The 25,038-nt window shown below is 69.6% G+C and carries 24 protein-coding genes and 1 rRNA gene; 18 read left to right on the forward strand and 7 right to left on the reverse strand.

The annotated features are described in order from the left end of the window. Positions 1-61: 61 nt before the first annotated feature. Positions 62-178: ribosomal RNA gene (gene rrf / locus EV192_RS18215) — 5S ribosomal RNA — on the forward strand. A gap of 250 nt (positions 179-428) precedes the next feature. On the opposite strand, the gene EV192_RS54825 is transcribed toward rrf, so the two are convergent. Beyond that, a complete protein-coding gene (locus tag EV192_RS54825) occupies positions 429-2,171 on the reverse strand; it encodes a hypothetical protein (protein WP_207926125.1) in 1,743 nt (580 codons plus the stop codon). A 33-nt stretch (positions 2,172-2,204) separates the two neighbouring features. On the opposite strand from EV192_RS54825, the gene EV192_RS54830 reads away from it, so the two are divergent. The 6 genes from EV192_RS54830 to recN are packed head-to-tail and all read left to right on the forward strand — an operon-like array spanning position 2,205 to position 7,597. Next, positions 2,205-2,867, forward strand: a complete 663-nt coding sequence (locus EV192_RS54830; RefSeq protein ID WP_207926126.1) for a tetratricopeptide repeat protein — start codon at positions 2,205-2,207, stop codon at positions 2,865-2,867. After that, positions 2,864-3,892, forward strand: a complete 1,029-nt coding sequence (locus tag EV192_RS18225; protein ID WP_132116885.1) for an HAD-IIA family hydrolase — start codon at positions 2,864-2,866, stop codon at positions 3,890-3,892. Before EV192_RS54830 ends, EV192_RS18225 begins: the two co-directional genes overlap by 4 nt. Positions 3,893-3,896: 4 nt before the next feature. Continuing rightward, on the forward strand, positions 3,897-4,091 hold the full coding sequence (locus EV192_RS18230) for a hypothetical protein (protein WP_132116887.1): 195 nt from the start codon (positions 3,897-3,899) through the stop codon (positions 4,089-4,091). Between the two features lie 3 nt (positions 4,092-4,094). Next, the gene (locus EV192_RS18235) at positions 4,095-4,904 is read left to right on the forward strand and encodes a TlyA family RNA methyltransferase (RefSeq protein WP_132116889.1); all 810 of its coding nucleotides are present in this window, start codon (positions 4,095-4,097) and stop codon (positions 4,902-4,904) included. Next, positions 4,901-5,785, forward strand: coding sequence for an NAD kinase (locus tag EV192_RS18240; protein WP_132116891.1), 885 nt, complete (start codon positions 4,901-4,903; stop codon positions 5,783-5,785). The genes EV192_RS18235 and EV192_RS18240 overlap by 4 nt, the downstream gene beginning before the upstream one ends. Positions 5,786-5,827: 42 nt before the next feature. Then, complete coding sequence (gene recN, locus EV192_RS18245; RefSeq protein ID WP_132118190.1) at positions 5,828-7,597, forward strand: DNA repair protein RecN; 1,770 nt, start codon at positions 5,828-5,830, stop codon at positions 7,595-7,597. Between the two features lie 53 nt (positions 7,598-7,650). On the opposite strand, the gene EV192_RS18250 is transcribed toward recN, so the two are convergent. Next, positions 7,651-8,478: a LysR family transcriptional regulator gene (locus tag EV192_RS18250; protein WP_132116893.1), complete on the reverse strand. Its 828-nt coding sequence runs from the start codon at positions 8,476-8,478 to the stop codon at positions 7,651-7,653. Positions 8,479-8,576: 98 nt separating this feature from the next. On the opposite strand from EV192_RS18250, the gene EV192_RS18255 reads away from it, so the two are divergent. Beyond that, a complete protein-coding gene (locus EV192_RS18255) occupies positions 8,577-9,242 on the forward strand; it encodes an SDR family NAD(P)-dependent oxidoreductase (protein WP_132116895.1) in 666 nt (221 codons plus the stop codon). A 40-nt stretch (positions 9,243-9,282) separates the two neighbouring features. Here EV192_RS18255 and EV192_RS18260 read toward each other — a convergent pair whose 3' ends face one another. Next, the gene (locus EV192_RS18260; protein ID WP_165960459.1) at positions 9,283-9,651 is read right to left on the reverse strand and encodes a VOC family protein; all 369 of its coding nucleotides are present in this window, start codon (positions 9,649-9,651) and stop codon (positions 9,283-9,285) included. Positions 9,652-9,718: 67 nt separating this feature from the next. Further along, the gene (locus EV192_RS18265; RefSeq protein WP_132116899.1) at positions 9,719-10,423 is read right to left on the reverse strand and encodes a helix-turn-helix transcriptional regulator; all 705 of its coding nucleotides are present in this window, start codon (positions 10,421-10,423) and stop codon (positions 9,719-9,721) included. 283 nt (positions 10,424-10,706) lie between these two features. Between EV192_RS18265 and steA the strand changes: the two genes are divergently transcribed. The 6 genes from steA (at position 10,707) to EV192_RS18295 (ending at position 17,514) form a co-directional block, all read left to right on the forward strand. Further along, a complete protein-coding gene (gene steA, locus EV192_RS18270; RefSeq protein WP_132116901.1) occupies positions 10,707-11,891 on the forward strand; it encodes a putative cytokinetic ring protein SteA in 1,185 nt (394 codons plus the stop codon). Then, entirely contained in the window at positions 11,888-12,814 is a 927-nt protein-coding gene (locus tag EV192_RS18275) for a copper transporter (protein WP_132116903.1), read from the forward strand. The genes steA and EV192_RS18275 overlap by 4 nt, the downstream gene beginning before the upstream one ends. Before the next feature lie 87 nt (positions 12,815-12,901). Further along, complete coding sequence (locus EV192_RS18280; protein WP_132118192.1) at positions 12,902-14,626, forward strand: CTP synthase; 1,725 nt, start codon at positions 12,902-12,904, stop codon at positions 14,624-14,626. After that, positions 14,623-15,243, forward strand: coding sequence for an NUDIX domain-containing protein (locus tag EV192_RS18285; RefSeq protein WP_207926127.1), 621 nt, complete (start codon positions 14,623-14,625; stop codon positions 15,241-15,243). Before EV192_RS18280 ends, EV192_RS18285 begins: the two co-directional genes overlap by 4 nt. Positions 15,244-15,292: 49 nt before the next feature. After that, a complete protein-coding gene (locus tag EV192_RS18290; protein ID WP_132116905.1) occupies positions 15,293-16,102 on the forward strand; it encodes a helix-turn-helix domain-containing protein in 810 nt (269 codons plus the stop codon). A 68-nt stretch (positions 16,103-16,170) separates the two neighbouring features. Then, complete coding sequence (locus EV192_RS18295) at positions 16,171-17,514, forward strand: MFS transporter (RefSeq protein WP_132116907.1); 1,344 nt, start codon at positions 16,171-16,173, stop codon at positions 17,512-17,514. Here the strand turns inward: EV192_RS18295 and EV192_RS18300 are convergent. After that, a complete protein-coding gene (locus tag EV192_RS18300) occupies positions 17,444-18,880 on the reverse strand; it encodes an amino acid permease (protein WP_132118196.1) in 1,437 nt (478 codons plus the stop codon). The two genes, EV192_RS18295 and EV192_RS18300, sit on opposite strands and share 71 nt — an antisense overlap. 253 nt (positions 18,881-19,133) lie before the next feature. On the opposite strand from EV192_RS18300, the gene EV192_RS18305 reads away from it, so the two are divergent. From EV192_RS18305 to EV192_RS18320, 4 genes are read left to right on the forward strand one after another with little or no spacing between them, the layout of a single operon-like run. Beyond that, the gene (locus EV192_RS18305) at positions 19,134-20,498 is read left to right on the forward strand and encodes a glutamine synthetase family protein (RefSeq protein ID WP_165960460.1); all 1,365 of its coding nucleotides are present in this window, start codon (positions 19,134-19,136) and stop codon (positions 20,496-20,498) included. Then, a complete protein-coding gene (locus EV192_RS18310; RefSeq protein ID WP_132116909.1) occupies positions 20,479-21,201 on the forward strand; it encodes a gamma-glutamyl-gamma-aminobutyrate hydrolase family protein in 723 nt (240 codons plus the stop codon). Before EV192_RS18305 ends, EV192_RS18310 begins: the two co-directional genes overlap by 20 nt. Beyond that, the gene (locus EV192_RS18315) at positions 21,198-22,559 is read left to right on the forward strand and encodes an aldehyde dehydrogenase family protein (protein ID WP_165960461.1); all 1,362 of its coding nucleotides are present in this window, start codon (positions 21,198-21,200) and stop codon (positions 22,557-22,559) included. The genes EV192_RS18310 and EV192_RS18315 overlap by 4 nt, the downstream gene beginning before the upstream one ends. A 10-nt stretch (positions 22,560-22,569) precedes the next feature. Continuing rightward, positions 22,570-23,331 (forward strand): 3-oxoacyl-ACP reductase, encoded by a 762-nt coding sequence (locus tag EV192_RS18320; protein ID WP_132116911.1) that lies wholly within the window; start codon positions 22,570-22,572, stop codon positions 23,329-23,331. Here the strand turns inward: EV192_RS18320 and EV192_RS18325 are convergent. Beyond that, the gene (locus EV192_RS18325; protein ID WP_132116914.1) at positions 23,318-23,944 is read right to left on the reverse strand and encodes a response regulator; all 627 of its coding nucleotides are present in this window, start codon (positions 23,942-23,944) and stop codon (positions 23,318-23,320) included. The genes EV192_RS18320 and EV192_RS18325 overlap by 14 nt on opposite strands. Next, positions 23,941-25,020, reverse strand: coding sequence for a sensor histidine kinase (locus EV192_RS18330; RefSeq protein WP_132116916.1), 1,080 nt, complete (start codon positions 25,018-25,020; stop codon positions 23,941-23,943). Before EV192_RS18330 ends, EV192_RS18325 begins: the two co-directional genes overlap by 4 nt. Positions 25,021-25,038: the final 18 nt, after the last annotated feature.

Here is a 25,038-nt window from a genome sequence, read left to right on the forward strand (position 1 = left end):
GTTACGCATCCACTGTACGGTTCTGAGACAGCACGCCTCCGGTGTGTGTGTTTCATGGTGTTACGGTGGTTTTAGCGGAGAGGTGACGCCCGGTCTCATTCCGAACCCGGAAGCTAAGCTTTCCAGCGCCGATGGTACTGCACTCGGTAGGGTGTGGGAGAGTAGGACACCGCCGTAGCTTCGTCCCTGGGGCCCCCTTGTTCGCTGTTGTGACGCGAACCAGGGGGCCTCAGTGTAATATTGAGGGGGGCGACCCCCCGATTTCCTTTTCGAAAGGCCCAGCTGTTCATCCGCGGGGCCTTTCGCATGTCCTCAGCCCTCGTCGAGGCTGGGCTCGGCCGAACGGGCCAACACGGTTGTTACCATGGTCGACGGCTTACTTTGCTTTTTGCTTGGCCCCCACACGTCGGGGCTTGGAGGTCTAGGTGTCAGAGTTCGAACGGCCCGAGGGCGGCGGCGACCAGCCGCGCGGCAGCGGCGCCGGCGGCGGTCGGCAGAACGATCGTCGTAAGGACGGCCGGCGTGGCAACGCCGGCGACCGGAAGCCCCGCACGGGCGGCCGGGACAACCCACGTTCCCGCGACGACCAGGGAAAACGCGAACCCTGGCGAAACGACCGGCGCGACCCGCGGGACAACAACGACCGCCGAGACCCCCGCTCCGGCAACCGCAGGGACAACGACCGCCGGGACACACCGGCCGACCGCCGAGATGGCCCGCGCTCGAACCGCCCCTACGACCGGGACAAGCCGTCGGGCCGGCGCGACTTCGGCTCCCGTGATGACCGCCGTGACGGCCCGCGGTCCAACCGCCCGTTCGACCGCGACAAGCCGTCGGGCCGGCGAGAGTTCGCCCCGCGTGATGACCGCCGAGATGGCCCTCGGTCCAACCGCCCCTTTGAGCGGGACAAGCCGCACGGCCGCCGAGAATTCGGCCCGCGCGATGACCGCCGTGACGGCCCGCGTTCCAACCGCCCGTTCGAGCGGGACAAGCCGCACGGCCGCCGGGAGTTCGCCCCACGCGACGACCGGCGCGACGGCCCACGCTCGAACCGGTCCTTCGATCGGGATAAGCCGTCGGGTCGCCGGGAGTTCGCCCCACGCGACGATCGGCGAGATGGCCCGCGCTCGAACCGGTCCTTCGATCGGGATAAGCCGTCGGGTCGACGGGAGTTCGCCCCGCGTGACGATCGGCGAGATGGCCCCCGTTCGAACCGCCCGTTCGACCGGGATAAGCCGTCGGGTCGACGGGAGTTCGCCCCGCGTGATGACCGCCGAGATGGCCCACGCTCGAATCGCCCCTACGACCGGGACAAGCCGAACGAACGCCGTGACTTCGGCTCCCGTGACGACTGGCGCGATGGGCCACGCTCCAATCGGTCCTTCGATCGGGACAAGCCGTCGGGCCGGCGGGAGTTCGCTCCGCGCGACGACCGCCGCGATGGCCCTCGTTCCGACCGGGACAAGCCGACCGGCCGCCGTGACTACGGTTCGCGCGATGACCGCCGAGACGGCCCTGGTTCGAACCGACGGTTCGATCGGGACAAGCCGGCCGGCCGCGGCGACTTCGGTTCCCGTGACAACCGGCCGTATGACCGCGACAAGCCGACCGGCCGCCGCGAGTTCGGTTCCCGTGACGACCGGCGGGATGCCCCTGGTTCGAGCAAGCCGTTCAACCGGGACCAGCCGGGTCGGCGCGACTACGCCTCTCGTGATGACCGGGACAAGCCAGCCGGTCGCCGTGACGACCGGCGTGACGGCCCCCGCTCCGATCGGGACAAGCCGTCGGGTCGGCGCGACTACGGCTCGCGCGATGACCGTCGTGACGCTCCTCGCTCGAACCGCCCGTACGACCGGGACAAGCCGACCGAACGCCGTGACTACGGTTCGCGCGATGATCGGCGGGACGGTCCTGGTTCGAGCAAGCCGTTCAACCGGGACCAGCCGGGTCGGCGTGACTTCGCCTCTCGTGATGACCGGCGAGATGGCCCGCGTTCGAACCGTCCGGTCGACCGCGACAAGCCATCGGGACGCCGCGACGACCTGCGGGACAGTGCGCGCTCTGACCGCGACACGCCGTCCGACCGGCGCGACGATCACCCGGATGAGGCCGTTGAGGTCGTCGTTCTCCGTGGTGGGGCGTCGGTCGAGGACGAAGTTGTTGCCGCGCAACAGGGTGATGAGCCGCAGGTGGTGCCGGACCGGATGGCTTTGCCTGAGGGCGCGGACATCGGCAAGCTCGATGCCGAGGCTCGGCAGGAGCTGAAGAGCCTGCCCAAGGCCCAGGCCGAGGAGGTCGGCAAGCACTTGGCCGCCGCCGGCATGCTCATCGACGAGGATCCCGAGTTGGCGTTGGACCACGCGCGGATCGCACGCGGCAAGGCGTCGAGGGTCGCGGTCGTTCGGGAAGCCGCCGGTCTTGCCGCCTACCACGCCGGTGAGTGGGCCGAGGCCCTCTCTGACCTGCGGGCGGTCCGGCGGATGACCGGTTCCAACGCGCACGTGGCCGTCATGGCGGACTGTGAACGTGCCCTTGGCCGGCCGGAGCGTGCCCTGGACCTGGCCAAGGACGTCGGCACCGAGCTGAGTCCGTCGACCGCCGTGGAGCTGCGGATCGTGGCCGCCGGCGCGCGTCGGGACATGGGGCAGCTGGACGCGGCTGTGGTCGCGTTGCAGGGACCGGACCTGGACCCGAAGCGCAAGAACCCGTGGAGCGCGCGGTTGTTCTACGCGTATGCGGACAATCTCGAAGCGGCGGGCCGGACCGACGAGGCGATCCGTTGGTTCCTCAACGCCGCGCAGGCCGATGACGACGAGGAAACCGACGCGGCCGAGCGGGCCGTGGAACTTGGGGCCGCACTTCAGTGAAACGTCGGTTGCTGGACATTTACGACGCCCTGCTGCTTGACCTCGATGGCACGGTCTACCGCGGCAACGAGGCGGTGCCGGGCGCTGCCGAGGCGGTGAAGGCCGCGCGGGAGAACGGCACCGCCGTGCGGTTCGTCACCAACAACGCGTCCCGCAGCCCTGAGGACGTCGCTGAGCACTTAACCGACATGGGCATCCCCGCCAAGCCGATCGAGGTCAGCACCAGCGCGCAGGCCGCTGGCACCGTCCTCAAGGACCGCCTGCGCGCGGGCGCCGAGGTGCTCGTGGTCGGCACTCGTTCGTTGGCGGACATCGTCGAAGCCGCCGGGCTGACCCCCGTCGACGAGTTCTCCGAGACCGTGTCCGGAGTGGTCCAGGGACTGTCCAAGGACGTCGGCTGGCGGGACCTCGCCGAAGCGGCCTTGGCGATCCGCAACGGCGCGCTGTGGGTGGCGTGCAACATGGACGCCACGTTGCCGACGGAACGTGGTGAGCTGCCCGGGAACGGCGCCCTTGTCGCGGCGTTGCGGGCGGCGACGAGCCAGGAGCCGGTGGTGGCCGGCAAGCCCGCACGGCCGCTCATGGACGAGGCCATCAACTCCGCGGGCGCACGCAACCCGCTCGTGGTCGGCGACCGGCTGGACACCGACATCGCGGGTGCTGTCACCGCCGAGGTCGACGCCCTCCTGGTGCTGTCCGGTGTCACCACGGCAGCCGAGTTGCTGGCCGCTCCCGCGTGGCTACGGCCACGCTATGTCGCGGCGGACATCGGTTCCGTCCGGACTCCCCCGGCGGAGCTGGAGATCGCGCCCCAGCGCGGCTGGGAGGTCGAACGCACCAGTGAGCTGGCCGTGTCGGTGCGTGCCGCCGGCAGCGGTCACCGGGGCGACGAGTTCGCGCTGCTGCGGGCGTTGTGCGCGGTGCACCGGCCGATCGACGGCGGTGACGTCTTCGTCCGTGCGGAAGACGACACGACACGGGACGCGCTGCGCGCACTTGGGATCGCCAAAACGGCGGTACCGTGATGAGGTGCAGCCTGACACAGCGCGAATGCCCGACCCGGAAAGCAGGTCCTCGGGCGACAGCTGGATGACGCGGCAGCTGGACGCCGCGCTCGCCGGCTTGGACGGTTTGGACCAGCTGGAACCGGCCGAACACGTGGCCCGGTTCGACGCGGTGCATTCGGCGTTGACCGAGGCGCTGTCGAGCATCGACAAGGTCTGATCCGTGCCCCGCAGGTCCCGGCTCGACGCCGAGCTGGTTCGACGCGGCCTCGCTCGATCGAGGGAACACGCTTCCCAGCTGATCACCGACGGTCATGTCACTGTCCGCGGTGTCGTCGCCCGGAAACCCGCCACCGCGGTGGAATCCGACGTGGCCGTCGTCGTCCGGGAAGCCGTTGACGACCCTGGTTGGGCGTCCCGCGGCGCGCACAAGCTGGTCGGCGCGTTGGCGGCGTTCGACGGGCTGACCGTGACCGGGAAGCGCTGCCTTGACGCGGGTGCCTCCACCGGCGGTTTCACGGATGTGTTGCTACGTAACGGAGCTGAGCAGGTCGTCGCCGCGGATGTGGGGCGTGGCCTGCTTGTCTGGCGGTTGATGACGGACCCGCGCGTGGTCGTTCTGGACAGGACCAACGTCCGCAATCTCACGCCTGAGGTGATCGGCGGCGAAGTGGACCTCGTCGTCGCCGACCTGTCGTTCATTTCGTTGCGGCTCGTGCTGCCGGCGTTGCTGTCGTGCACGCGACCGGACGGCGACCTGGTGCCGATGATCAAGCCGCAGTTCGAGGTCGGGAAAGAACGACTGGGCTCCGGCGGCGTTGTGCGCGATTCTGGACTCCGCGCCGAGGCCGTGACCGAGGTGCTCGCCGCCGCTGCCGAGCTGGGCCTGCGTCCGCACGGCGTGGTGGCCAGCCCCTTGCCGGGACCGTCCGGGAACGTGGAGTTCTTCGCATGGCTGCGTCGTGGCGAGCCGCTCGACCCTGAGCAGGTCGCGGACATGGTACGCGTGAGCGTGGAAAAGGGGCCGCAATGAGCGAGATCCACGAGATCCTCATGGTCGTGCACACCGGGCGGCACGCCAACCGGCGCACCGCCGAACTGGTCGCCGAGCAGTTCTCCCGCGCGGGTGTGTCCATTCGCGCGCTCGACGTCGAAGCCGACGACTTCAGCAAGGGCCTCGCGATCGTGTCCGCGGACGACAACGCGGCCAAAGGCGTCGACCTGGTGTTCGTCCTCGGCGGCGACGGGACGCTGCTGCGGGCCGCGGAACTCGCCCGGCCGGCCCGGGTGCCGGTGCTCGGCGTGAATCTGGGGCGGGTCGGGTTCCTCGCCGAGGCCGACTCGGACGACCTGGACGTCGCGGTGTCCCGGGTGCTGGACGGCAAGTTCCACGTCGACGAGCGGATGACCCTGGAGGTCGTCGCCACGCACGACGGTGACGAGATCGCGCGGACATGGGCGCTGAACGAGGCCAGCGTCGAGAAGAGCAGCCGGGAACGCATCCTGGACGTGCTGATCGAGGTCGACGACCGGCCGGTGTCGGCGTTCGGGTCCGACGGCGTGTTGTGCGCGACGCCGACCGGATCCACGGCGTACGCGTTCTCCGCGGGCGGGCCAGTGATCTGGCCGGACGTGCAGGCGATGCTCGTCGTGCCGAGCAACGCGCACGCCATGTTCGCCCGTCCGTTGGTCGTCTCGCCGTCGTCGAAGGTCGGACTGACCGTCGATCCGGGCGGCCATCCGGCGGTCCTGTTCTGTGACGGTCAACGCACGTTCTCGTTGCCGCCGGGCTCGCGGGTGGAGGTCTCCGCCGGATCGGAGCCGGTCAAGCTGGTTCGGTTGTGGGACGGGCCGTTCACCGACCGGCTCGTCAAGAAGTTCGGTTTGCCGGTCCAAGGGTGGCGATCTCGATAACTGTCGTACCGAGTGGGTAGGGTTCGCACTGTGCTGGCCGAGATGCGCATCCAGGGCCTCGGCGTCATCGACGAGGCCACCCTGCTCCTGCACCCCGGATTCACCGTCGTCACAGGTGAGACCGGGGCGGGTAAGACCATGGTCGTGACCGGGCTGCATCTGCTGTCCGGTGGTCGGGCCGAGGCGTCCAGAGTCCGCAGCGGTGCGAGCCGGGCCGTGGTGGAGGGGCGGTTCACCGTGCCGCCGGACTCCCCCGCGGCCAAGGTGGCGGTCGACGCGGCCGCCGAACCCGACGAGGACGGCAGCCTGATCGCGTTGCGCACGGTCGGCTCCGATGGCCGGTCCCGCGCCCACCTCGGCGGCCGTTCCGTGCCGGTCGGCGTGCTGTCCGAGCTGGCTGAGGAACTCATCGCGGTGCACGGCCAGAACGACCAGTTGCGCCTGCTGCACCCCACCGAGCAACGCGCCGTGCTGGACACGTTCGCCGGCGACGCGGTCACGAAGGCGCTGGCCGCGTACCGTTCCACGCGCGCCGAATGGATCGAGGTCGCCGAGGAGCTGCGGGAACGCACCGAGCGAGCTCGTGAACTGGCCAAACAGGCCGAGATGTTCAAGATGGGCCTGCAGGAGATCGAAGCGGTCGACCCCAAGCCCGGCGAGGACGCCGAACTGGTCGACGAGGCCCGGCGCCTGGCGGACGTCGACCAGTTGCGGGAGGCCGCGACCGGGGCGCACTACGGGCTGAGCGGGAACGTGGACGACCCCGCGGACAGTGCCGGCGCCATGGGTCTGGTGGACGAGGCGCGCCGCAGGCTGGCCGCGTCGGAAGATCCCCGGCTGCGTGACCTGGAGCCACGGTTGACCGAGGCGTCCGTGCTGCTGAGCGACGTGAGCAACGAACTCAGCTCGTACCTGGAGGCGCTGGAGGCGGATCCGGGGCGGCTTGAGCAGGTGCTGGCGCGTCAGGCCGAGCTGAAGCTGCTGACCAGGAAGTACGCCGCGGACATCGCCGGCGTGCTCGCCTGGGCGCAGGACGCGGCCGCGAAACTGGGCAGCCTGGACACTTCCGACGAGGCACTGGCCGAACTGGCCCGCCGCCGGGACGGGTTGGCCGTGGAGCTGGCGCGGCATGCGGCCACGTTGACCGAGGAGCGCGAGAAGGCAGCCGTCGACCTGGCGGCCGAGGTGACCGCCGAACTGGCCGGCCTGGCCATGGGCCAGTCCGCCATCGACGTCGCCGTGCGACCCCGCCTGGCCTCCGCTGAAGACGCGCATGCCCTGAAGGTCGGCTCGGCCACGTTGAACGCCGGCCCGGACGGCGTGGACGAAGTCGAACTGCGGCTCAAAGCCCACGACGGCGCCGTCCCGCTGCCCGTGCACAAAGCGGCCTCGGGCGGTGAACTGTCCCGGGTGATGCTGGCCATCGAGGTGGTCCTGGCCCACGCGGACCCCGTGCCGACCATGGTTTTCGACGAGGTCGACGCCGGTGTGGGCGGCCGGGCCGCGGTCGAGATCGGCCGTCGGCTGGCTCGCCTCGCCCGCAGCCACCAGGTCGTGGTGGTGACCCACCTGGCGCAGGTGGCGGCGTTCGCGGACCGGCACCTGGTGGTGGACAAGAACACGGCCGGCGGCCTCACCCGCAGCGGCGTGAAGGTGCTCGACGAGAAGGACCGGGTGGTGGAGCTCGCCCGGATGCTCGCGGGCATGGAATCCACCGAGACTGGCCGTGCCCACGCGGAGGAACTCCTCGCGGTGGCCGAAGCGGCGAAGAAAGAAGCCGTCAACGGCAAGAAATCCCGCCGCAAACGGTAAGCACGCCTGTGTGGACGCGTACCCCGAGAAAGTGACCACTGTGGACAATGTGGCTAGCCGGGGGATGGCACCGTGACTGTGTCGGCGGCGCGGGCAAGGGCCGCGACAGCTGGGGATGTGCTGTGCGTGGGCCAGGCGAGCAACAGCGTGGTGGCCGGGATGTCGCTGACGGGCACGGTGACCAGGTCGTCGCGCAGCGGTGTGGTCAGGAACTGAGGTAGCACGGCGATTTTCTGCCCCAGGGCGATGATCTGCATCAACTCGCTGATGCTGCCGACATCGGCGGTGTCCGTGGGCCGGCGGTGCAGTTTGTCGCCGGGGATGTCGGCGATGCGCACGCTCGACCGGGCGGCGAGTGGGTGGGTCGCGACCAGCACGGCTGTCGCGGGTCCGGTGAGCAGCGGTTGGGTGTCGAGCCCGCGCACGTCGTCGGGCGGGCTGTACAGCAGCGCGGCGTCGGCGTGCCCGTCGTGCAGGAGCCGGGCGCGGTCGTCGCCGAAGATCACACGCACCGGCACCGACTGCGGCTCCTGGTGGTAGGCCGCGAGGATGGCCGGGAGCAGGCCCGCGTCCCCACCCGGCTTCATGGCCAGGACCAGGCGCGGATCGGGGCTGGCCGCCCGCTGGGTGCGCCGCACCGCCGCGGACACCACGTCCAGCGCATGGCGGGCTTCGCCGGCGAGTACCTCACCGGCGGGGGTCAGCGCGACCGAGCGGCTGGTGCGTTCGAACAGGCTGAGCCCCAGGCGGCGTTCCAGCTGCCGGATCGTCTTGGACAGTGCCGGCTGGGCGATACCCAGCCGTGCGGCGGCCCGGCCGAAATGCAGCTCGTCCGCCACGGCCAGGAAGTGAGCCAGTTCCCGCGTCTCCAGCCGATCCATGCCTCCAGGTTATCGATCGTGGCCGAGTGGGTCTTGGACGTGCCCGCGGTGCCGGTGATGTGGTTGAGGCACAAGGACAAACCCTTAAGGAGACGAACTTGCCCGCAATCGCCATCGTCGGGTCCGGGGCCGGACTTGGCCTGTCCATCGCCAAGGTCTTCGGCCGGCACGGCTTCGACGTCGCCCTGATCGCCCGGAACGAGGAGAAGCTCGGCGGGTTCACCGCTCGGTTGGCCACCGACGGCGTCAAGGCGGTCGGGTTCCCCGCCGACGTCACGGACCCACAAGCACTGGTCGGCGCGCTGAACCGGGCCGCCGACCAGTTCGGCGGCATCGACGTGCTGGAGTTCTCCGTTCCGCCGGTTGATTTCGTCGAGGCGCTCGACGTGACCGTGGCGAACGTACGGCCGCAGATGGAGTGCGTCTGCTACGGAGCGATCACCGCGACGCAGGCTGTGCTGCCCGCGATGGTGGCCGCCGGCACCGGGACGCTGCTGTTCACCACCGGCGCCAGCTCGGTCGTGCCGAGGGCGGCCTTCGGCAGTGCCGGCATCGCGGGAGCCGCCCTGCGCAACTGGGTCCTCAACCTCCACGAGGCCCTGGGCGAAAAGGGCGTCTATGTCGGCCATGTCGCCATCGGCGCGTGGATCGAGGGAACCCCGGCGCCCGCAGGAGTGGTGACGATGCACCCGGACGACATCGCCGCCGTCTACTGGAACCTGTACACCACCCGTGACCAGGCCGAACGCCTCGTCACCGCGTGAGGAGGTGGCGGGCTGGTCCCAGCGGCCCGCCACCCCCGGTTTACGCGGTGGGTGGGGTGAACACGCCGAACTCGTTGCCGGCCGGGTCGCGCAGGTGCGCGAAGATCAGGCCGTTGCCTGTGGTGATGGGCGGCGTGAGGGCCTTGCCGCCCAGTTGCTCGGCGTGCGCCACCGCTTTCGCCACGTCCGACACGATCACCATGAAGATCGCGTGGTTGGCGGAGCTGTCGTCGGTGTGGGCGATCCCGCCATGCGGGCCGTCGGCCCCGGCGTAAAGGGCCATGTCGTACTTGCCGCCACCGTTGGGGTCCGTGGCGAAGGTCCAGTCGAACAGCTCGCCGTAGAAGTGCTTCGCCTCCTCCGGGTTGGTCGTGCCGACCTGGACCCAGCCGACCGTGCCGTGGGTCATGTGATGCCTCCTTGGTGATGGGGACACCAGGATTCCCATGGTTGGCGACAACCCCCTGTCGGTGTTTTCAGGCCAATGCGGCCACCTGGACCTCGAAGCCCGCGATCTCGGCCGGGACCGGGCCGGGTGGACGGACCGGCGCCTGTTCCCCGGTCTCCTCGACAGTGACGATCCGGTCGAGCCGGAACGTCCGCAGGCTGTCCCGCAGCCGACACCAGCCGGTCAGGTACCAGCCGTTCGGCGAAGCCACGAACATCACCGGCTCCACCACGCGTTCGGTCGGCTGGTCGTACCGGTCCAGGTAGTCCAGGCGCAGCACCCGGCGGTCGGCGACCGCCTTCTGGATGATCCCGGGGATGGCCGCGGGGCGGGACGTGCCCACCGGCGTCATGAACCGGACACGCGAGGCCAACTCGTGGGCGGCAGAAGCTTCACGAGCGGGCATCGCGGCCACGATCTTGCGTAAAGCCGTGCGGGCCGCGTGTGCGAACGGTGAGCCGGCGGCGTGCTGCAGCGCCACGGACACTGCCACCGCCTCCTCCGGCGTGAAGTTCAGCGGCGGGAGCGTCATCGCCGGGTCCAGGGCGTAGCCACCGCGCCGGCCCGTGTTGGCGTAGATGGGGACGCCCGCCTGCTGCAGGGCACTGATGTCGCGCTCGATCGTGCGGACGCTGACCTCGTAGTCGCCCGCGAGCTGCCGGGCCGAGCGTGGCCGGGGCGCGACAGCTCGGAGGTCCTCGACGATCGCGTACAGGCGGTCGGTGCGGTTCATAAGGCGGACCGTAGCCAGGGGGACCGACAATTCCGGTCCCCGATCCCAGCCCAGGGCCAGGCCCAGGCCCACGCCGCGACGGGCGTCCCCGCCGGGGGTCCCCCAATTTCCACGTTAGCGGAAGGGGCTGACAATTCCGGGCGATGTTGACTTCGGCCTGCGGCCAAGCGCGGGTGGGTGGGCTGTGACGGCCGGTTGCGCGTTCGGATGATCCTACCCCGCGTGGGTGAGGTCCCGGCGTGGCGGAACCACTGTGGACAGTCCTTTTGTCACCATCCGAGGTATGAGGCTGCCCGGACTGCTCAGTCGTTCCAGCCAGAGCCTTCCCGGGGTCACCGGGGTGGCGCGGGTCGACCGGCGCACTGGTGAGGTGTTGAAACGCGTCGGTGCCGGCGACATTGTCGTGCTGGACCAGCTGGATCTCGACCGTGCCACCGCGGACGCCTTGGTGGCGGCGGGGGTCGCGGGGGTGGTCAACGCGTCGCCGTCCATTTCCGGGCGGTTCCCGAATCTGGGGCCTGAGCTGCTGTTGGAGGCCGGTATCCCGCTGGTCGACGGGGTGGGTGTGCACGCGCTGCGGGAGATCCGGGAGGGCAGCAAGCTCCGGCTGCACGCCGGCACTGTCTACTGTGGAGAAAAGGAGCTCGCGCGGGGCACCCACCAGTCCGCGGAGACCATCGCCGACCAGATGATCGAGGCCAAGGCCGGGATGTCCGCCCAGCTGGAGGCGTTCTCGGCGAACACCATCGAGTTCCTCCGCCGGGAGCGCACGCTCATCCTGGACGGCATCGGCGTGCCCGAGCTGCGGAAGCCGCTCAAAGGCCGCCAGGTGCTGGTGGTCGCGTCCGGTGCCGACCACGCCACGGACCTCAAGCAGCTCAGGCGCTACATCTCCGAGCACCGGCCGGTCATGGTCGGGGTGGACGGCGGCACCGACGCGCTCGTCGCGGCCGGGTACAAGGTCGACATCATCGTCGGCGACCCGGACCGGATCGGCACCGACACCCTCACCAGCGGCGCCGAGGTGGTCATCCCGGCTCAGCCGGACGGGCACGCGCCTGGCCTGGAACGCATCCAGGACCTGGGGATCGGCGCGGTCACGTTCCCCGCGTCCGGCAACGCCGAGGACCTGGCCCTGCTGCTGGCGGACGCCCACGGCGCGGATCTGGTGGTCACCGTCGGGTTCCAGGCGACGCTGCGGGAGTTCCTGGACAGCGGCCGGTCCGGGTCGAACCCGTCGACGTTCCTCACCAGACTGAAACTCGGCGGCAAGCTGGTCGACGGCAAGGCGGTGGCCAGCCTGCACCGCAGCCGCGTGTCCACGTTCGCGATCGTGCTGCTGGTGCTGGCCGCGCTCGTCGCCGTGGCCGCCGGTCTCGCCGTGTCCGGCGTGGGGCACACGTACGTCGACTGGGCGGTGCACACCTGGCAGGACTTCGTCGACTGGGTCAAGGGGCTGTTCACGTGATCTCGATGCGCTACCACATCATCACGATCGCCGCGGTGTTCCTCGCGCTGGCTGTGGGGGTCCTGCTGGGGTCGAGCACGTTGTCCCGGACCGTCCTCGGCGGACTGTCGGACGAGCGCAGCGACCTCGCCAAACAGGTGTCCGACCTGCAGGCGCAGCGCAACGCCCTGAACGCGCGGCTGGCCGGTGAGGACGCCTTCGCCGGGTCGATCGGGCCGATGGCGTTGCGCGGCGAGCTGGACCAGCGGACGGTCGTGCTGGTGACCACGGCGGACGCGAAACCGGCCGACCGGGACGCGATCCGCAACCTGATCGGCAACGCCGGTGGCAGCGTCACCGGGGAGCTGCAGCTGACCGACGGGTTCGCCGACCCGCAGCGGGCCGACCAGCTGCGGGACGTGGTGACCCGGCTGTTGCCGGCCGGGGTGCAGCTGCCGACCGCGTCCGACCCGGGCACGCTGGCCGGCGGCCTGATCGGGTCGCTGGTGCTGATCAACAAGGACACGAACCAGCCGCAGGCCAAGCCCGCGGAGGTGACCGCCGCGCTGACCGGGCTGGCCGACGGCGGGTTCGTCCGGATGCCGGACAAGATCCTGCCGGCCCAGCTGGCGGTGATCCTGACCGGCACCGCCCAGTCCGGGAACGGCGCCGGGGACAAGGCGGCCACCCTGGCCCGGTTCGCCACTCAGATCGACCGGTCGGGCGCGGGGGCCGTGCTCGCCGGGGACACCGGGTCGGCGGACGGCACCGGTGCGGTCGGCGTGGTGCGGGCGGACACCGCGGCCACCTCCATTCTGTCCACTGTGGACAACGCGGAGAGCAGTGCCGGGCGGGTGGTGACCGTGCTGGCGCTGCGCGAGCAGCTCGACGGCAAGTCCGGCCGGTACGGCAACGCGGGCAACGCGCAGTCCGTCGTGCCCTGACGTGCGTTCGGGGACACACCGACACCTGGTTGTACGGTCAATGGCCGATAGGTGTTACCGTGAAACCCCGTGGAAAACAGTAGGCGGCTGCCTCAAGCACGGACGACCAAGCACGTTTTCGTGACGGGAGGCGTCGCCTCCTCTCTGGGCAAGGGACTCACCGCGTCCAGCCTCGGCCAGTTGCTCACCTCGCGCGGCCTGCGCGTCACCATGCAGAAGCTCGACCCGTACCTGAACGTCGACCCGGGCACGATGAACCCGTTCCAGCACGGCGAGGTGTTCGTCACCGAGGACGGCGCCGAGACCGACCTGGACATCGGCCACTACGAGCGGTTCCTGGACCGCGACCTGTCCGGCTCGGCGAACGTGACCACCGGCCAGATCTACTCCACGGTCATCGCCAAGGAGCGCCGCGGCGAGTACCTGGGCGACACCGTGCAGGTCATCCCGCACATCACCGACGAGATCAAGGCCCGCATCCAGGCGATGGCCCTGCCGGACGTGCACGGCCGCGTGCCGGATGTGGTCATCACCGAGGTAGGCGGCACGGTCGGCGACATCGAGTCGCTGCCGTTCCTGGAGGCGTGCCGGCAGGTCCGGCACGACGTCGGCCGGGACAACTGCTTCTTCCTGCACGTCTCGCTGGTGCCGTACCTGGCGCCGTCCGGCGAGCTGAAGACCAAGCCGACCCAGCACTCGGTGGCCGCGCTGCGCAACATCGGTATCCAGCCGGACGCCATCGTGTGCCGCGCCGACCGGGAGATCCCGGACGGCCTCAAGCGCAAGATCGCGCTGATGTGCGATGTGGACACCGACGCGGTCGTGGCCGCGCCGGACGCGCCGTCGATCTACGACATCCCCAAGGTCCTGCACAACGAGGGGCTGGACGCGTACGTGGTGCGCCGCCTGGGCCTGCCGTTCCGGGACGTCGACTGGGCGGTCTGGGGCGACCTGCTTGGGCGGGTGCACAACCCGAAGGAGACCGTGCGGGTCGCGGTCGTCGGCAAGTACGTCGACCTGCCCGACGCCTACCTGTCGGTGACCGAGGCGCTGCGCGCCGGCGGGTTCGCCAACCGGGCCAAGGTGGAGATCGTGTGGGTCGCCTCCGACTCGTGCGAGACCCCGTCGGGCGCCGCGCACGCACTGTCCGGTGTGGACGGTGTGCTGGTGCCCGGCGGGTTCGGGGTGCGCGGCATCGAGGGCAAGATCGGGGCGATCACGTACGCCCGGGAGCGCCGGATCCCGGTCCTGGGCCTGTGCCTCGGCCTGCAGTGCATGGTGATCGAGACGGCACGCAACCTGGCCGGGCTCGCCGGCGCCAACTCGGCCGAGTTCGAGGAGATCACCGACCATCCGGTGATCAGCACCATGGCCGACCAGGAGGACGTGGTCGCGGGCGAGCGGGACATGGGCGGCACGATGCGGCTGGGCGCGTACCCGGCGGCGCTGGCGCCTGGCACGGTCGTGGCCGCCGCCTACGGCGAGCCGAACGTCTCCGAGCGGCACAGGCACCGTTACGAGGTGAACAACGCCTACCGGGACCGTCTGGCCAAAGCCGGGCTGGTGTTCTCCGGGACGTCGCCGGACGGGCACCTGGTGGAGTTCGTCGAGTTGCCGGCCGACCAGCACCCGTTCTTCGTCGGCACCCAGGCGCACCCGGAGCTGAAGTCGCGGCCGACCCGGCCGCACCCGCTGTTCGCCGGGTTCGTCCGGGCCGCGCTGGCGTACCGGACCGCCGACCGGCTGCCGGTGGAGCTGCCGGAGACGGACCTGCCGGAGACCGCGGCGAACCACGTGGTGGTGGGCGCGTGAACCGGCACGAGTTCCAGGTCCTGTCCTCAAGGGACATTCATGTCGGCCGGGTGGTCGGGTTACGGCTGGACCAGGTCTCGATGCCCGGCGGCCAGACCGCCGGGCGTGAGGTCGTCGAGCATCTCGGCGCGGTCGCCGTGGTCGCGCTGGACGACGAGGGCCAGGTCGTCCTCATCCACCAGTACCGGCACCCGCTGGGGCACCGGCTGTGGGAGCTGCCGGCCGGCCTGCTCGACGTCGACGGTGAGGACCCGCAGGTGTGCGCGGCCCGCGAACTGGCCGAGGAAGTGAGCCTGGCGGCGGACGAGTGGGCCACCCTGGTGGAGGTCGCGGCTTCGCCGGGCTTCACCGACGAGGTGGTCCGCGTCTTCCTGGCGCACGGGCTGCGTGCGGCGGACCGGGAGGACCCGCAGGGCGACGAGGAGGCCGACATCGTGGTCCGTCGCGTCCCGCTGGCCGAGGCGTTGGCCATGGTGATGCGCGGCGAGATCATCAACGCCGCCACGGTCGCCGGAATCCTCGCCGCGTACGCCGTGGAAACGGGGGTGGCGACGGCGCGACCGGCCGACGCGCCCTGGGCGGACCGGCCGACGGCGTTCGCCAAACGCCAGAGGTAGCACTCACAGGGTGCGGCACGCGGGGCGTCCGGCGAGTAACACTGGGGCCATGGAGTTGGGTGAGTTCCTGCGGACCATGCGCGCTCGGCTGCGGCCGGAGTCGGTGGGCGTCACGTCGTACGGCGCCCGCCGCGTCCCCGGGCTGCGGCGTGAGGAGCTGGCGCAGCTCGCAGGTGTGAGCGTGACGTACTACACACGGCTGGAGCAGGGGCAGAGCCAGAACGCGTCGGACGACGTGCTCGACGCGATCGCGCGGGCGTTGCAGCTGAATGAGGACGAGACCGCGCACATGCGTGACCTCGCGCGCCCGACCAAGCGCAAACGTCGTCCGGTCCGGCAGGAGTCCCTGCGGCCCGGCGTCCGGCAGATGATCGCGGCCATGCAGGGGGTCGCCGCGGTGGCCATGGACCGGACCAGTGACGTGCTCGCGTGGAACACCCTGGGACACCAGGTGCTGGCCGGTCACTGCCCGTACGACATCCCGGACAACGACCGGCCGAACCTGACCCGGATGCTGTTCCTGGACGCGCACACGCGTGAGCTGTACACGCGGTGGGACGAGGAAGCCAAGCGGTCCGTGGCGTCCCTGCGGCTGGTCGCTGGTCGTTACGCGGATGACCGGCGGCTCGCCGAGTTGGTCGGGGAGTTGTCGTTGAAGAGCCCGGAGTTCGCCTCGCTGTGGTCCCGGCACCCGGTGCTGAACTGCACGACCGGCACGAAGTACCTGCACCATCCCGTGATCGGCCGGCTGGAGCTGCGGTTCGAGATGCTGCAGCTGCCGGACGACTCCGGGCAACGGGTCCTGGTGTACAGCGCGGAGCCGGGATCGCCGTCCGAGGCCGCTTTGCGCCTGCTGTAACCGGCACTGGGAGTGGTAGGCGGGCCAGGGTGCTGGTTGCCTGGTCCACCCGGGACGATCGTGAACGTATGACCTCACGACAACGGATCACTTTGATCGTCCTGCTCAGCGCGGGCTTCACCCTCGCCGTCGACTTCTCCATCCTCAACGTCGCCCTGCCCGCCATCGGGGCTGATGTCGGGTTCTCCGCGGGCGCCCTGCAATGGGTCGCGACCGCGTTCGCCTTGTGCGCGGCCGGGTTCACGTTGCTATTCGGGCGGATCGCGGACCTGTTCGGCCGGCGGAGACTGTTCCTCGTGGGCATGGTGTTGCTGGGGATCGGGTCGCTGGTCGGTGGTGTGGCGACGGTTCCTTGGTTGTTGCTGGTCGCTCGGGTCGCGCAGGGGTTGGCCACGGCCGCGGTCACGCCGGCGGCGTTGTCGTTGCTGACGACGTCGTTTCCGGAGGGAGCGTTGCGGGACAAGGCGTTGGGGCTCAACGGCGCGTTGATGGCCGCCGGGTTCACGACCGGGGCGATCCTCGGCGGTGTGCTCACCGACCTGCTCAGCTGGCGGTGGGCGTTCTTCGTCAACGTGCCCGTGGCGGTGGCCGTTCTCCTTGTCGCACCGGCGGTTCTGGTCGAGAGCCGGCCGGCCGAACGACCCAGGCTGGACGTTCCCGGCGCGATCACGGTCACGCTCGGCTTGCTGGCCATCGTCTACGGGCTGACCACGTCGCCCTACGCGCTGATCGCCGGCGCGGTGTTGTTGGGAGCTTTCTGGATCATCGAGAACCGGGTCGCCGCGCCGCTGGTACCGGTGTCGATCGTGAGGAAACGGGACGTCCGCTGGGGCAACGTGGCCGGGTTGCTCGCGTTCATGACCGAGACGTCGCTGGTGTTCGTGCTGACGGTGTACCTGCAGGGCCAGCTCGGCTACACCCCGCTGGGTGCCGGGCTGTCGTTCGCCGTGCTCGGAGTGGGCACGGTCCTGGGCGGAATCGTCGCGCCGAAGATCCTCGCCCGGCTTGGCAACAAACGGACCGTGGTGGCCGGGTTCGCCGTCCAGGCCGCCGCCACGCTGCCGTTGGTCCTCATTGGACACGGTGGCCTCGCGCTGCTGCTGCCGGCCACGTTCGTCGGCGGAGTGGCCAACCTGGTGGCCATCGTCGGGTTCATGGTCACCGCCACCAGCGGCCTGCCGGACGGCGAGCAGGGCCTCGCCACCGGGTTGGCCACGATGAGCCAGCAGGTCGGCATCACCGTGGGCATCCCGGTGATGAGCGCCGTCATGACCGGTGGGGTCACGACGGCGATCTACGTCAACGCCGCCCTGTGCGCGGCGACCGCGGTCCTCGTCGCCGTCAAACTGAGTCGAGGTCCCGTTCGATCTCGGCCAGTTCCTCAGGCGTCCCTTGCACCTTCGGCCCGGTGAACCACTTGCGGGCGGACACCAGCCACCAGATCCCGGCGAAGCCCAGCACCACCAGGACGGCGACCGGCGTGTAGTTGAACGTCTCGGCGGTCACCGGCGACTTCGGCGGCAGCATGAACAGGATCGAGATGAACACGACCCACACCACCGCGACGGTCCCGACGAGCCTGCTCCACCGACCGAGGTGCCACGGACCGCGCTGGAACCGGCTGCCCTGCAACAGACGCAGGAAAGTCGGCAGCACGTAGGCGATGTAGAGCCCGATGACCGCGATCGACGTGACGGCGGTGTACGCGGTGTTGTTCCACAGGGACGGCAGGCCGAGGATGAACGCGCCGCCCGCGGCCAGCCAGATCGCGTTCGTGGGTGTCCGGGTCCGCTTGTTGATCTTGTGCCAGAAGCTGGACCCGGGCAGCGCGCCGTCCCGGGAGAACGCGTAGATCATCCGCGAGTTCGCGGTCACCGACGACATGCCGCAGAACAGCTGCGCGCCGATCGCGACCAACAGCAGCAGCCGGCCGCCGGTGTCGCCGAGCGCGTCGACGAAGATCTGTGCCGGCGGGACCGTGGCGCCCGCCTCGGCGTCGTAGTCCTGGATGGCGAACGTGATGCCGATCAGCAGCACCCAGCCGGCGATCAGGGACACGACGATGGACATCACGATGCCGCGCGGGCCGCTTCGGGCGGCGTCGTGGGTCTCCTCGGTCATGTGCGCCGAGGCGTCGTAGCCGGTGAACGTGTACTGGGCGAGCAACAGGCCCAGCAGGCCCACGTAGAAGCCGGAGGTCCAGCCGGTGGTGTTGACGAACTGCCCGAACACGAACTCGGCTGACTGGTGGCGCGACGGGAAGAGGGCCAACGAGCCGACGATCACGACGACCCCGATGATGTGCCACCACACGCTGACGTCGTTGAGCCGGGCCACCAACCGAACGCCGAACGTGTTCAGCAGTCCGTGAACCAGCAACACGACCGCGAAGATGATGATCGTGTGTTCCGATGTCACGTCGTAGCCGAACTGCATGCCCAGCAGGGCGTTGATGAACGTGGCCGCGCCGAAGTCGATGCCGGCGGTCACCGCGACCTGGCCGAGGAAGTTGAACCAGCCGGTGAACCACGACCAGGCGGCGCCGTTGCGGGGCGCCAGCTTCGCGGCCCAGTAGTACAGCCCGCCCGCGGTCGGGTAGCTCGAACACACCTCGGCCATGGCCAGGCCGACCAGCAGGGTCATCAGGCCGACGAACGGCCAGCCCCACGAGATCAGCGCCGGCCCGCCCGCGGACATGCCCGTCCCGTACAGGGTGAGGCAGCCGGACAGCACCGAGATGATCGTGAAGGACACCGCGAAGTTCGAGAACCCGGACATGGTCCTCGACAGTTCCTGGGCGTAGCCCAGTTCGTGCAACCGCTTCTCGTCGGACGACAGTTCGCTCACCAGGGCCTCCGCGAAGTCGATCAATGGCCGAATGGGTCAACTACGGGCCATTGGCCGTACATTGACTCTCCTCGGGGCCCGCATGTCAAGGATCCGTTAAAGCAGGTGTTGACGAGTACCTTGTCACTCGGGTAGCAATGTCCATCAATGGGCCAGACGTGACCCTTTGGGAGTCGAGGTGCCGATGCGAACCACTGAGGGCCTGCTGACCGTCGAGCGGCTGCGCGAGCTGGTCGACGCCGGCGAGATCGACACCGTGCTCGTGGCCATGACCGACATGCAGGGCAGGCTGCAGGGCAAGCGGTGCTCGGCCGGATACTTCGTCGAAGAGGTCCTCCGGCACGCCACCGAGGCGTGCAACTACCTGCTCGCGGTCGACGTCGACATGAACACCGTCAGCGGGTACGACATCTCGTCCTGGGAGCGCGGCTACGGCGACTTCGTGCTGCGCCCGGACCTAGCCACCCTCCGTCGTATCCCCTGGCACGAAGGCACCGCCATGGTGCTCGCCGACATCGAGTGGGTGGAGGGCGGCGCGGTCGGACCGTCCCCTCGGCAGGTGCTGCGCCGGCAACTCGACCGGCTGGCCGCGCACAACCTGGCGGCGTTCGTCGGGACCGAGCTGGAGTTCATCCTCTTCGACGACTCCTACGAGCAGGCGTGGCGTACCGGCTACCGCTCGCTGACCCCCTCGAACCAGTACAATGTGGACTATTCGCTGCTCGGCACCGGACGGGTCGAGCCGCTGCTGCGGGACATCCGAAACAGCATGACCGGCGCCGGGATGTACGTCGAGTCAGCCAAGGGCGAGTGCAACCCCGGGCAGCACGAGATCGCGTTCCGGTACACGAACGCGTTGGCCACGTGCGACAACCACAGCATCTACAAGATGGGTGCCAAGGAGATCGCGGCCCGGTACGGCAAGGCGCTCACGTTCATGGCCAAGTACAACGAACGCGAGGGCAACTCCTGCCATATCCACATCAGCGTCCGCGACACCGACGGGAACGCGGTCATGGCCGGCGACGGCGACCACGGCTTCTCCCCGCTGATGGAGCACTTCCTCGCCGGGCAGCTGGCGTGCCTGCGCGAGTTCACGTACTTCTTCGCGCCGAACATCAACTCCTACAAGCGGTTCGTCCCGGGCAGCTTCGCGCCGACCGCGGTGGCGTGGGGCGAGGACAACCGGACCTGCGCGCTGCGGGTCGTCGGGCACGGCGAGTCCCTGCGGGTGGAGAACCGGGTGCCGGGCGGGGATGTCAACCCGTACCTCGCGGTCGCCGCCCTGGTCGCGGCCGGCCTGTACGGCATCGAGAACGAGCTGGCGCTGGAGCCCGCGTTCACCGGGAACGCGTACGGCTCGGCGAAACCCGTTGTGCCGTCGACCTTGCGGCACGCGGCCGAGCTGCTCGCGGAGAGCAAGCTGGCCCGGGCCGCGTTCGGGGACGACGTGGTCGAGCACTACTTGAACGCGGCGAAGGTGGAAGTGGCCGCGTTCGACGCCGCCGTGACCGACTGGGAGATGTTCCGTGGTTTCGAACGGCTCTGACGTGCCGCTGATCGGCGTCACGTCGTACCTGGAGCAGTCCAGTTTCGGGCTGTGGGACGTGCCCGCGGCCGTGCTCGCCCGCACCTATGTGGACACTGTGGTCGCCGCGGGCGGGATGCCCGTGTTGCTGCCGCCGGTCGGCCGGTGGCTGCCCGAGCATCTGTCGCGGTTGGACGGACTGGTGCTCGCCGGCGGCGCGGACATCGACCCGAGCCGCTACGGCCAGGCGACGCACCAGCGGACCGGGGCGCTGCGGCTGGAACGGGACATGTCCGAGTTCAGCCTGTTCCACCTGGCGCTCGAGGCGGACCTGCCCGTCCTGGCGGTCTGCCGCGGTCTCCAGCTCGTCAACGTCGCCCTGGGCGGCACGCTGCACCAGCACCTGCCGGACGTCGTCGAGACCGAGTCGCACTGCCCGAAGCCGGGCGTGTTCGGCACCAACGAGGTCAAGCTGGCGTCCGGAAGTGCGGTGGCCGGGTTCATCGGTGACCATGTGTCCGTGCGGTGCCACCACCATCAGGCGATCGACCAGCTCGCGACCGGGCTGGTGGCGGTCGGCTGGGCGGCGGACGGCACGATCGAGGCCGTCGAGATGCCGGAGGCGGGCTTCGTCCTCGGCGTGCAGTGGCACCCGGAGGAGGACGCGGCGGACGTCCGCCTGTTCGAAGGACTTGTCCAAGCCGCCCGAAGGAAGAAATCTTGACCACGTTCGACGTCATCAACCCGGCCACCGAGCAGATCGTCCGGACCGTCCCACTCACCTCCCAGGAAGACACCGACGCGGCCATCGAGCGCGCCCACGCGGCGTGGCCGGCGTGGCGCGCGGTGACACCCGGTGACCGGGCGCGGCTGCTGCGCCGGTTCGCCGCTGCCGTCGACGCCGACCTGGAGAACCTGGCACTGTTGGAGGTCGCCAACGCCGGGCACACCATCGGCAACGCCCGGTGGGAGGCGGGCAACGTCCGCGATGTCCTGGACTACTACTCGGCCGCCCCGGAACGGCTGTTCGGCCGGCAGATCCCGGTACCCGGCGGGGTGAGCGTCACGTTCGCCGAGCCGCTCGGCGTGGTCGGCGTGATCGTGCCGTGGAACTTCCCGATGCCCATCGCCGGCTGGGGGTTCGCGCCCGCGTTGGCCGCGGGCAACACGGTCGTGCTGAAACCGGCCGAGCTGACCCCGCTGACCGCGATCCGGCTGGGCGAGCTGGCCGTTCAGGCCGGTATCCCGCAAGACGTGTTCCAGGTGCTTCCCGGCAAGGGATCCGTTGTAGGGCAACGGTTCGTGGATCACCCGCTGGTTCGCAAGGTGGTGTTCACCGGGTCAACCGAGGTCGGCAAGCAGATCATGGCGGGCTGCTCGCGCCAGGTGAAACGGCTGACCCTGGAACTGGGCGGGAAGAACGCCAACATCGTCTTCGCCGACGCCGATCTGGAGAAGGCCGCGGCCACGGCGCCGTACGGGGTGTTCGACAACGCGGGCCAGGACTGCTGCGCGCGGTCGCGGATCCTGGTGGAACGCAGCGCGTACGAGAAGTTCATGGAGTTGCTCGAACCCGCGGTGAAAGGTGTCGTCGTCGGCGATCCCGGGCTGCCGGCGACCGAGATGGGCCCGTTGATCTCGGCCGCCCATCGGTCCACAGTGGCCTCATACGTGCCGGAGGACGCGCCGGTGGCGTTCCGTGGCGACGCGCCTGCTGGTCCGGGATTCTGGTTTCCCCCAACGGTTCTCGCGCCCGTGTCGCCGACCGACCGAGCGGTCACCGATGAGGTCTTCGGGCCGGTCGTCGCCGTCATCCCGTTTGACGACGAAGCCGATGCCCTGCGGCTGGCCAACGACACCGAGTACGGGCTGTCCGGGTCGATCTGGACCCGGGACGTCGGCCGTGCGCTGCGGGTCGCGCGCGGTGTCGAAGCCGGGAACCTGTCGGTGAACTCGCACTCGTCGGTGCGGTACTGGACCCCGTTCGGCGGGTTCAAACAGTCCGGCCTCGGCCGGGAACTGGGGCCGGACGCCGTGGCGGCGTTCACCGAGACCAAGACCGTGTTTTTCGCGAACGACTGAGGAGCTTGACATGCGGTTGCAGGGCAGAGTCGCGGTCGTGACCGGCGGCGGCAGCGGCATCGGCCTGGCGTCGGCGCACCGCCTGGCCAGTGAGGGCGCCCATGTCGTCATTGCCGACATCGACTCGGACTCGGGCAAGGTCGCCGCGGATGAGGTCGACGGCCTCTTCATCCGCACCGACGTGACCGACCCCGAACAGGTCGCCGCGCTCTTCCAGACCACGGTGGACACCTACGGCTCGTTGGACGTCGCGTTCAACAACGCCGGCATCTCCCCGCCCGACGACGACTCGATCCTGGACACCGGCATCGAGGCTTGGCAGAAGGTCCAGACCATCAACCTCACCTCGGTCTACCTGTGCTGCAAGGCGGCGATACCGCACATGCTGCGCGGCGGCCGGGGTTCGATCATCAACACGGCGTCGTTCGTGGCCGTGATGGGCGCGGCGACGTCCCAGATCTCGTACACCGCGTCCAAGGGCGGCGTGCTCGCGATGAGCCGTGAGCTGGGCGTGCAGTTCGCCCGGCAGAACATCCGGGTCAACGCCCTGTGCCCCGGTCCGGTGAACACGCCGTTGTTGCAGGAGCTGTTCGCCAAGGACCAGGAACGGGCCCAGCGCCGGCTGGTGCACGTGCCGATGGGCCGGTTCGCCGAACCTGAGGAGATCGCCGCCGCCGTCGCGTTCCTGGCCAGCGACGACTCGTCGTTCATGACGGCGTCCAGCTTCCTGGTCGACGGCGGGATATCGGGCGCGTACGTCACCCCGCTGTAGCGAGGCCGTGGCGGAAGGCGTAGGTGACGGCCTGCGCCCGGTCGCGCAGGCCGGCCTTGGCGAACAGGTTGTTGACGTGCGTCTTGACCGTGCCTTCGGTGATGTACAGCTGCTGGGCTATCTCGCTGTTGGACTTCCCCTCGGCGATCAGCTTCAGCACGTCCAGTTCCCGTGGCGTCAGGCCGTCGGGCAGCCCGGTGGGCCGCTCGCGGGTCGCCAGGTCGACCAGGCGCCGCTGGACGACCGGGTCGAAGTGGGTCTCTCCACTGTGGACGTCGTGGAGCGCCTGGGCGATCTCGTTGGCGCGGGCGTTCTTCGTGATGTAGCCGCGCGCGCCCGCCTTCAACGCGGCCAGAATGGACTCGTCGTCCGAGTACGTGGTCAACACGATGACTTTGGTGTCCGTGCTGATCCGGCGCGTCGCCTCCACACCGTCCATTTTGGGCATTCGCAGGTCCATCAGCACGATGTCCGGACGTTCGGCCGCGGCCAGGCGCACCGCTTCTGCACCGTTCGCGACGGCCCCAACGACATCGACGTCCGGCAGCAGCCCGAGGATCAGCACCAGACCTTCACGCACGACCGTCTGGTCGTCCACCACGACAACTCTCATGCCGGCACCCGCAACCCCACTCGGAACCCGCCGCCGGTCGGCCCCGCCTCCAAGCTGCCGCCGATCAACTCGGCCCGCTCACGCATCCCCACCAGCCCGTATCCCGTCCCGGTGGGCTCGGCCGAATCCCCGCCGGTGTCCACGACTTCGAGCGAACACCACCCGTTGACGAGCTTCAACACCACGGTCACCGAAGCACCGGGCGAATGCTTGCGGACGTTCGTCAACGCCTCCTGAACCGTTCGCAGCACGGCCAACCGCGTCTCCGCAGCCATCTCGTCCGGATCACCGCGCACCTCCACCGAACAGGGCCGCCCGGTCAACCCACGGAACTCCGTGGCCAACGACTCCAGTTGGTCGGCGAGCGGTGTCTGGTCGCCGCGCAGCGCCGCAACGGCCCGTTTCGTCTCCTCCAGCCCGACACGCGCGAGGTCACCGGCCTGGATCACGCGATCCAGCGCCTGCTCCCGGCTGTACCCGTTCTCCAGCAGCATCCGGGTGCCCTCCAGGTGGACCACCTGGGCGGACAGCGAATGCGCGAGCACGTCGTGGATCTCCCTGGCCAGGCGCTGCCGTTCGGCCAGCATCTTCGCCTCCGCCAGTGCGGCGGCCTGTCGGCGGGCGACCCCCAACTGGTTCAGGATCGCACTGAAGAACTCGACCCACATCATCCCGAACGCCACACCGAAAAGGGCAGACGCCGGCATGGCATCCAGATAGGAGAGCCAGACGAACCCCGCGATGGCCACTGCTGTCAACAAGAACGCCGGCAGCGGACGCATCCTGTACGGCGCAACCGACACCGCGAAGTACAGCAGCGCTATCCCGCTGTACACATGTAGTGCTTCGGCGCCGATCCCGGCTGCCACGGCGACAGGCAACAGCACAGATGGTTCACCGACTCGCCGCAACGCAAGCACGCCGCACCCGAGCGCGACGACGTGCGTCACGAACATTCCGGATGCCGTGAGCCATCCGAAGTCCTGGGCGCTGCCGACGACCGCCCACACCATGCCGCCCAGCAGGTAGATGGCCGAGGCCACCCCCGCCAGGTAATGCCACCATGGACGCCGCATCCATCCACGGTAACTCGC

The sequence above is a fragment of the Actinocrispum wychmicini genome (assembly GCF_004345645.1).
Lineage (GTDB): Bacteria > Actinomycetota > Actinomycetes > Mycobacteriales > Pseudonocardiaceae > Kibdelosporangium > Kibdelosporangium wychmicini.

Bases quoted from the DNA above. Each gene is read 5' to 3' on its own strand.
- EV192_RS54830 (WP_207926126.1), top strand. From the start codon at position 2,205: ATGGCTTTGCCTGAGGGCGCGGACATCGGCAAGCTCGATGCCGAGGCT.
- EV192_RS18240 (WP_132116891.1), top strand. From the start codon at position 4,901: ATGAGCGAGATCCACGAGATCCTCATGGTCGTGCACACCGGGCGGCAC.
- recN (WP_132118190.1), top strand. From the start codon at position 5,828: ATGCGCATCCAGGGCCTCGGCGTCATCGACGAGGCCACCCTGCTCCTG.
- EV192_RS18250 (WP_132116893.1), bottom strand. From the start codon at position 8,478: ATGGATCGGCTGGAGACGCGGGAACTGGCTCACTTCCTGGCCGTGGCG.
- EV192_RS18260 (WP_165960459.1), bottom strand. From the start codon at position 9,651: ATGACCCACGGCACGGTCGGCTGGGTCCAGGTCGGCACGACCAACCCG.
- EV192_RS18265 (WP_132116899.1), bottom strand. From the start codon at position 10,423: ATGAACCGCACCGACCGCCTGTACGCGATCGTCGAGGACCTCCGAGCT.
- steA (WP_132116901.1), top strand. From the start codon at position 10,707: ATGAGGCTGCCCGGACTGCTCAGTCGTTCCAGCCAGAGCCTTCCCGGG.
- EV192_RS18290 (WP_132116905.1), top strand. From the start codon at position 15,293: ATGGAGTTGGGTGAGTTCCTGCGGACCATGCGCGCTCGGCTGCGGCCG.
- EV192_RS18295 (WP_132116907.1), top strand. From the start codon at position 16,171: ATGACCTCACGACAACGGATCACTTTGATCGTCCTGCTCAGCGCGGGC.
- EV192_RS18300 (WP_132118196.1), bottom strand. From the start codon at position 18,880: ATGTCCGGGTTCTCGAACTTCGCGGTGTCCTTCACGATCATCTCGGTG.
- EV192_RS18305 (WP_165960460.1), top strand. From the start codon at position 19,134: ATGCGAACCACTGAGGGCCTGCTGACCGTCGAGCGGCTGCGCGAGCTG.
- EV192_RS18320 (WP_132116911.1), top strand. From the start codon at position 22,570: ATGCGGTTGCAGGGCAGAGTCGCGGTCGTGACCGGCGGCGGCAGCGGC.
- EV192_RS18325 (WP_132116914.1), bottom strand. From the start codon at position 23,944: ATGAGAGTTGTCGTGGTGGACGACCAGACGGTCGTGCGTGAAGGTCTG.
- EV192_RS18330 (WP_132116916.1), bottom strand. From the start codon at position 25,020: ATGCGGCGTCCATGGTGGCATTACCTGGCGGGGGTGGCCTCGGCCATC.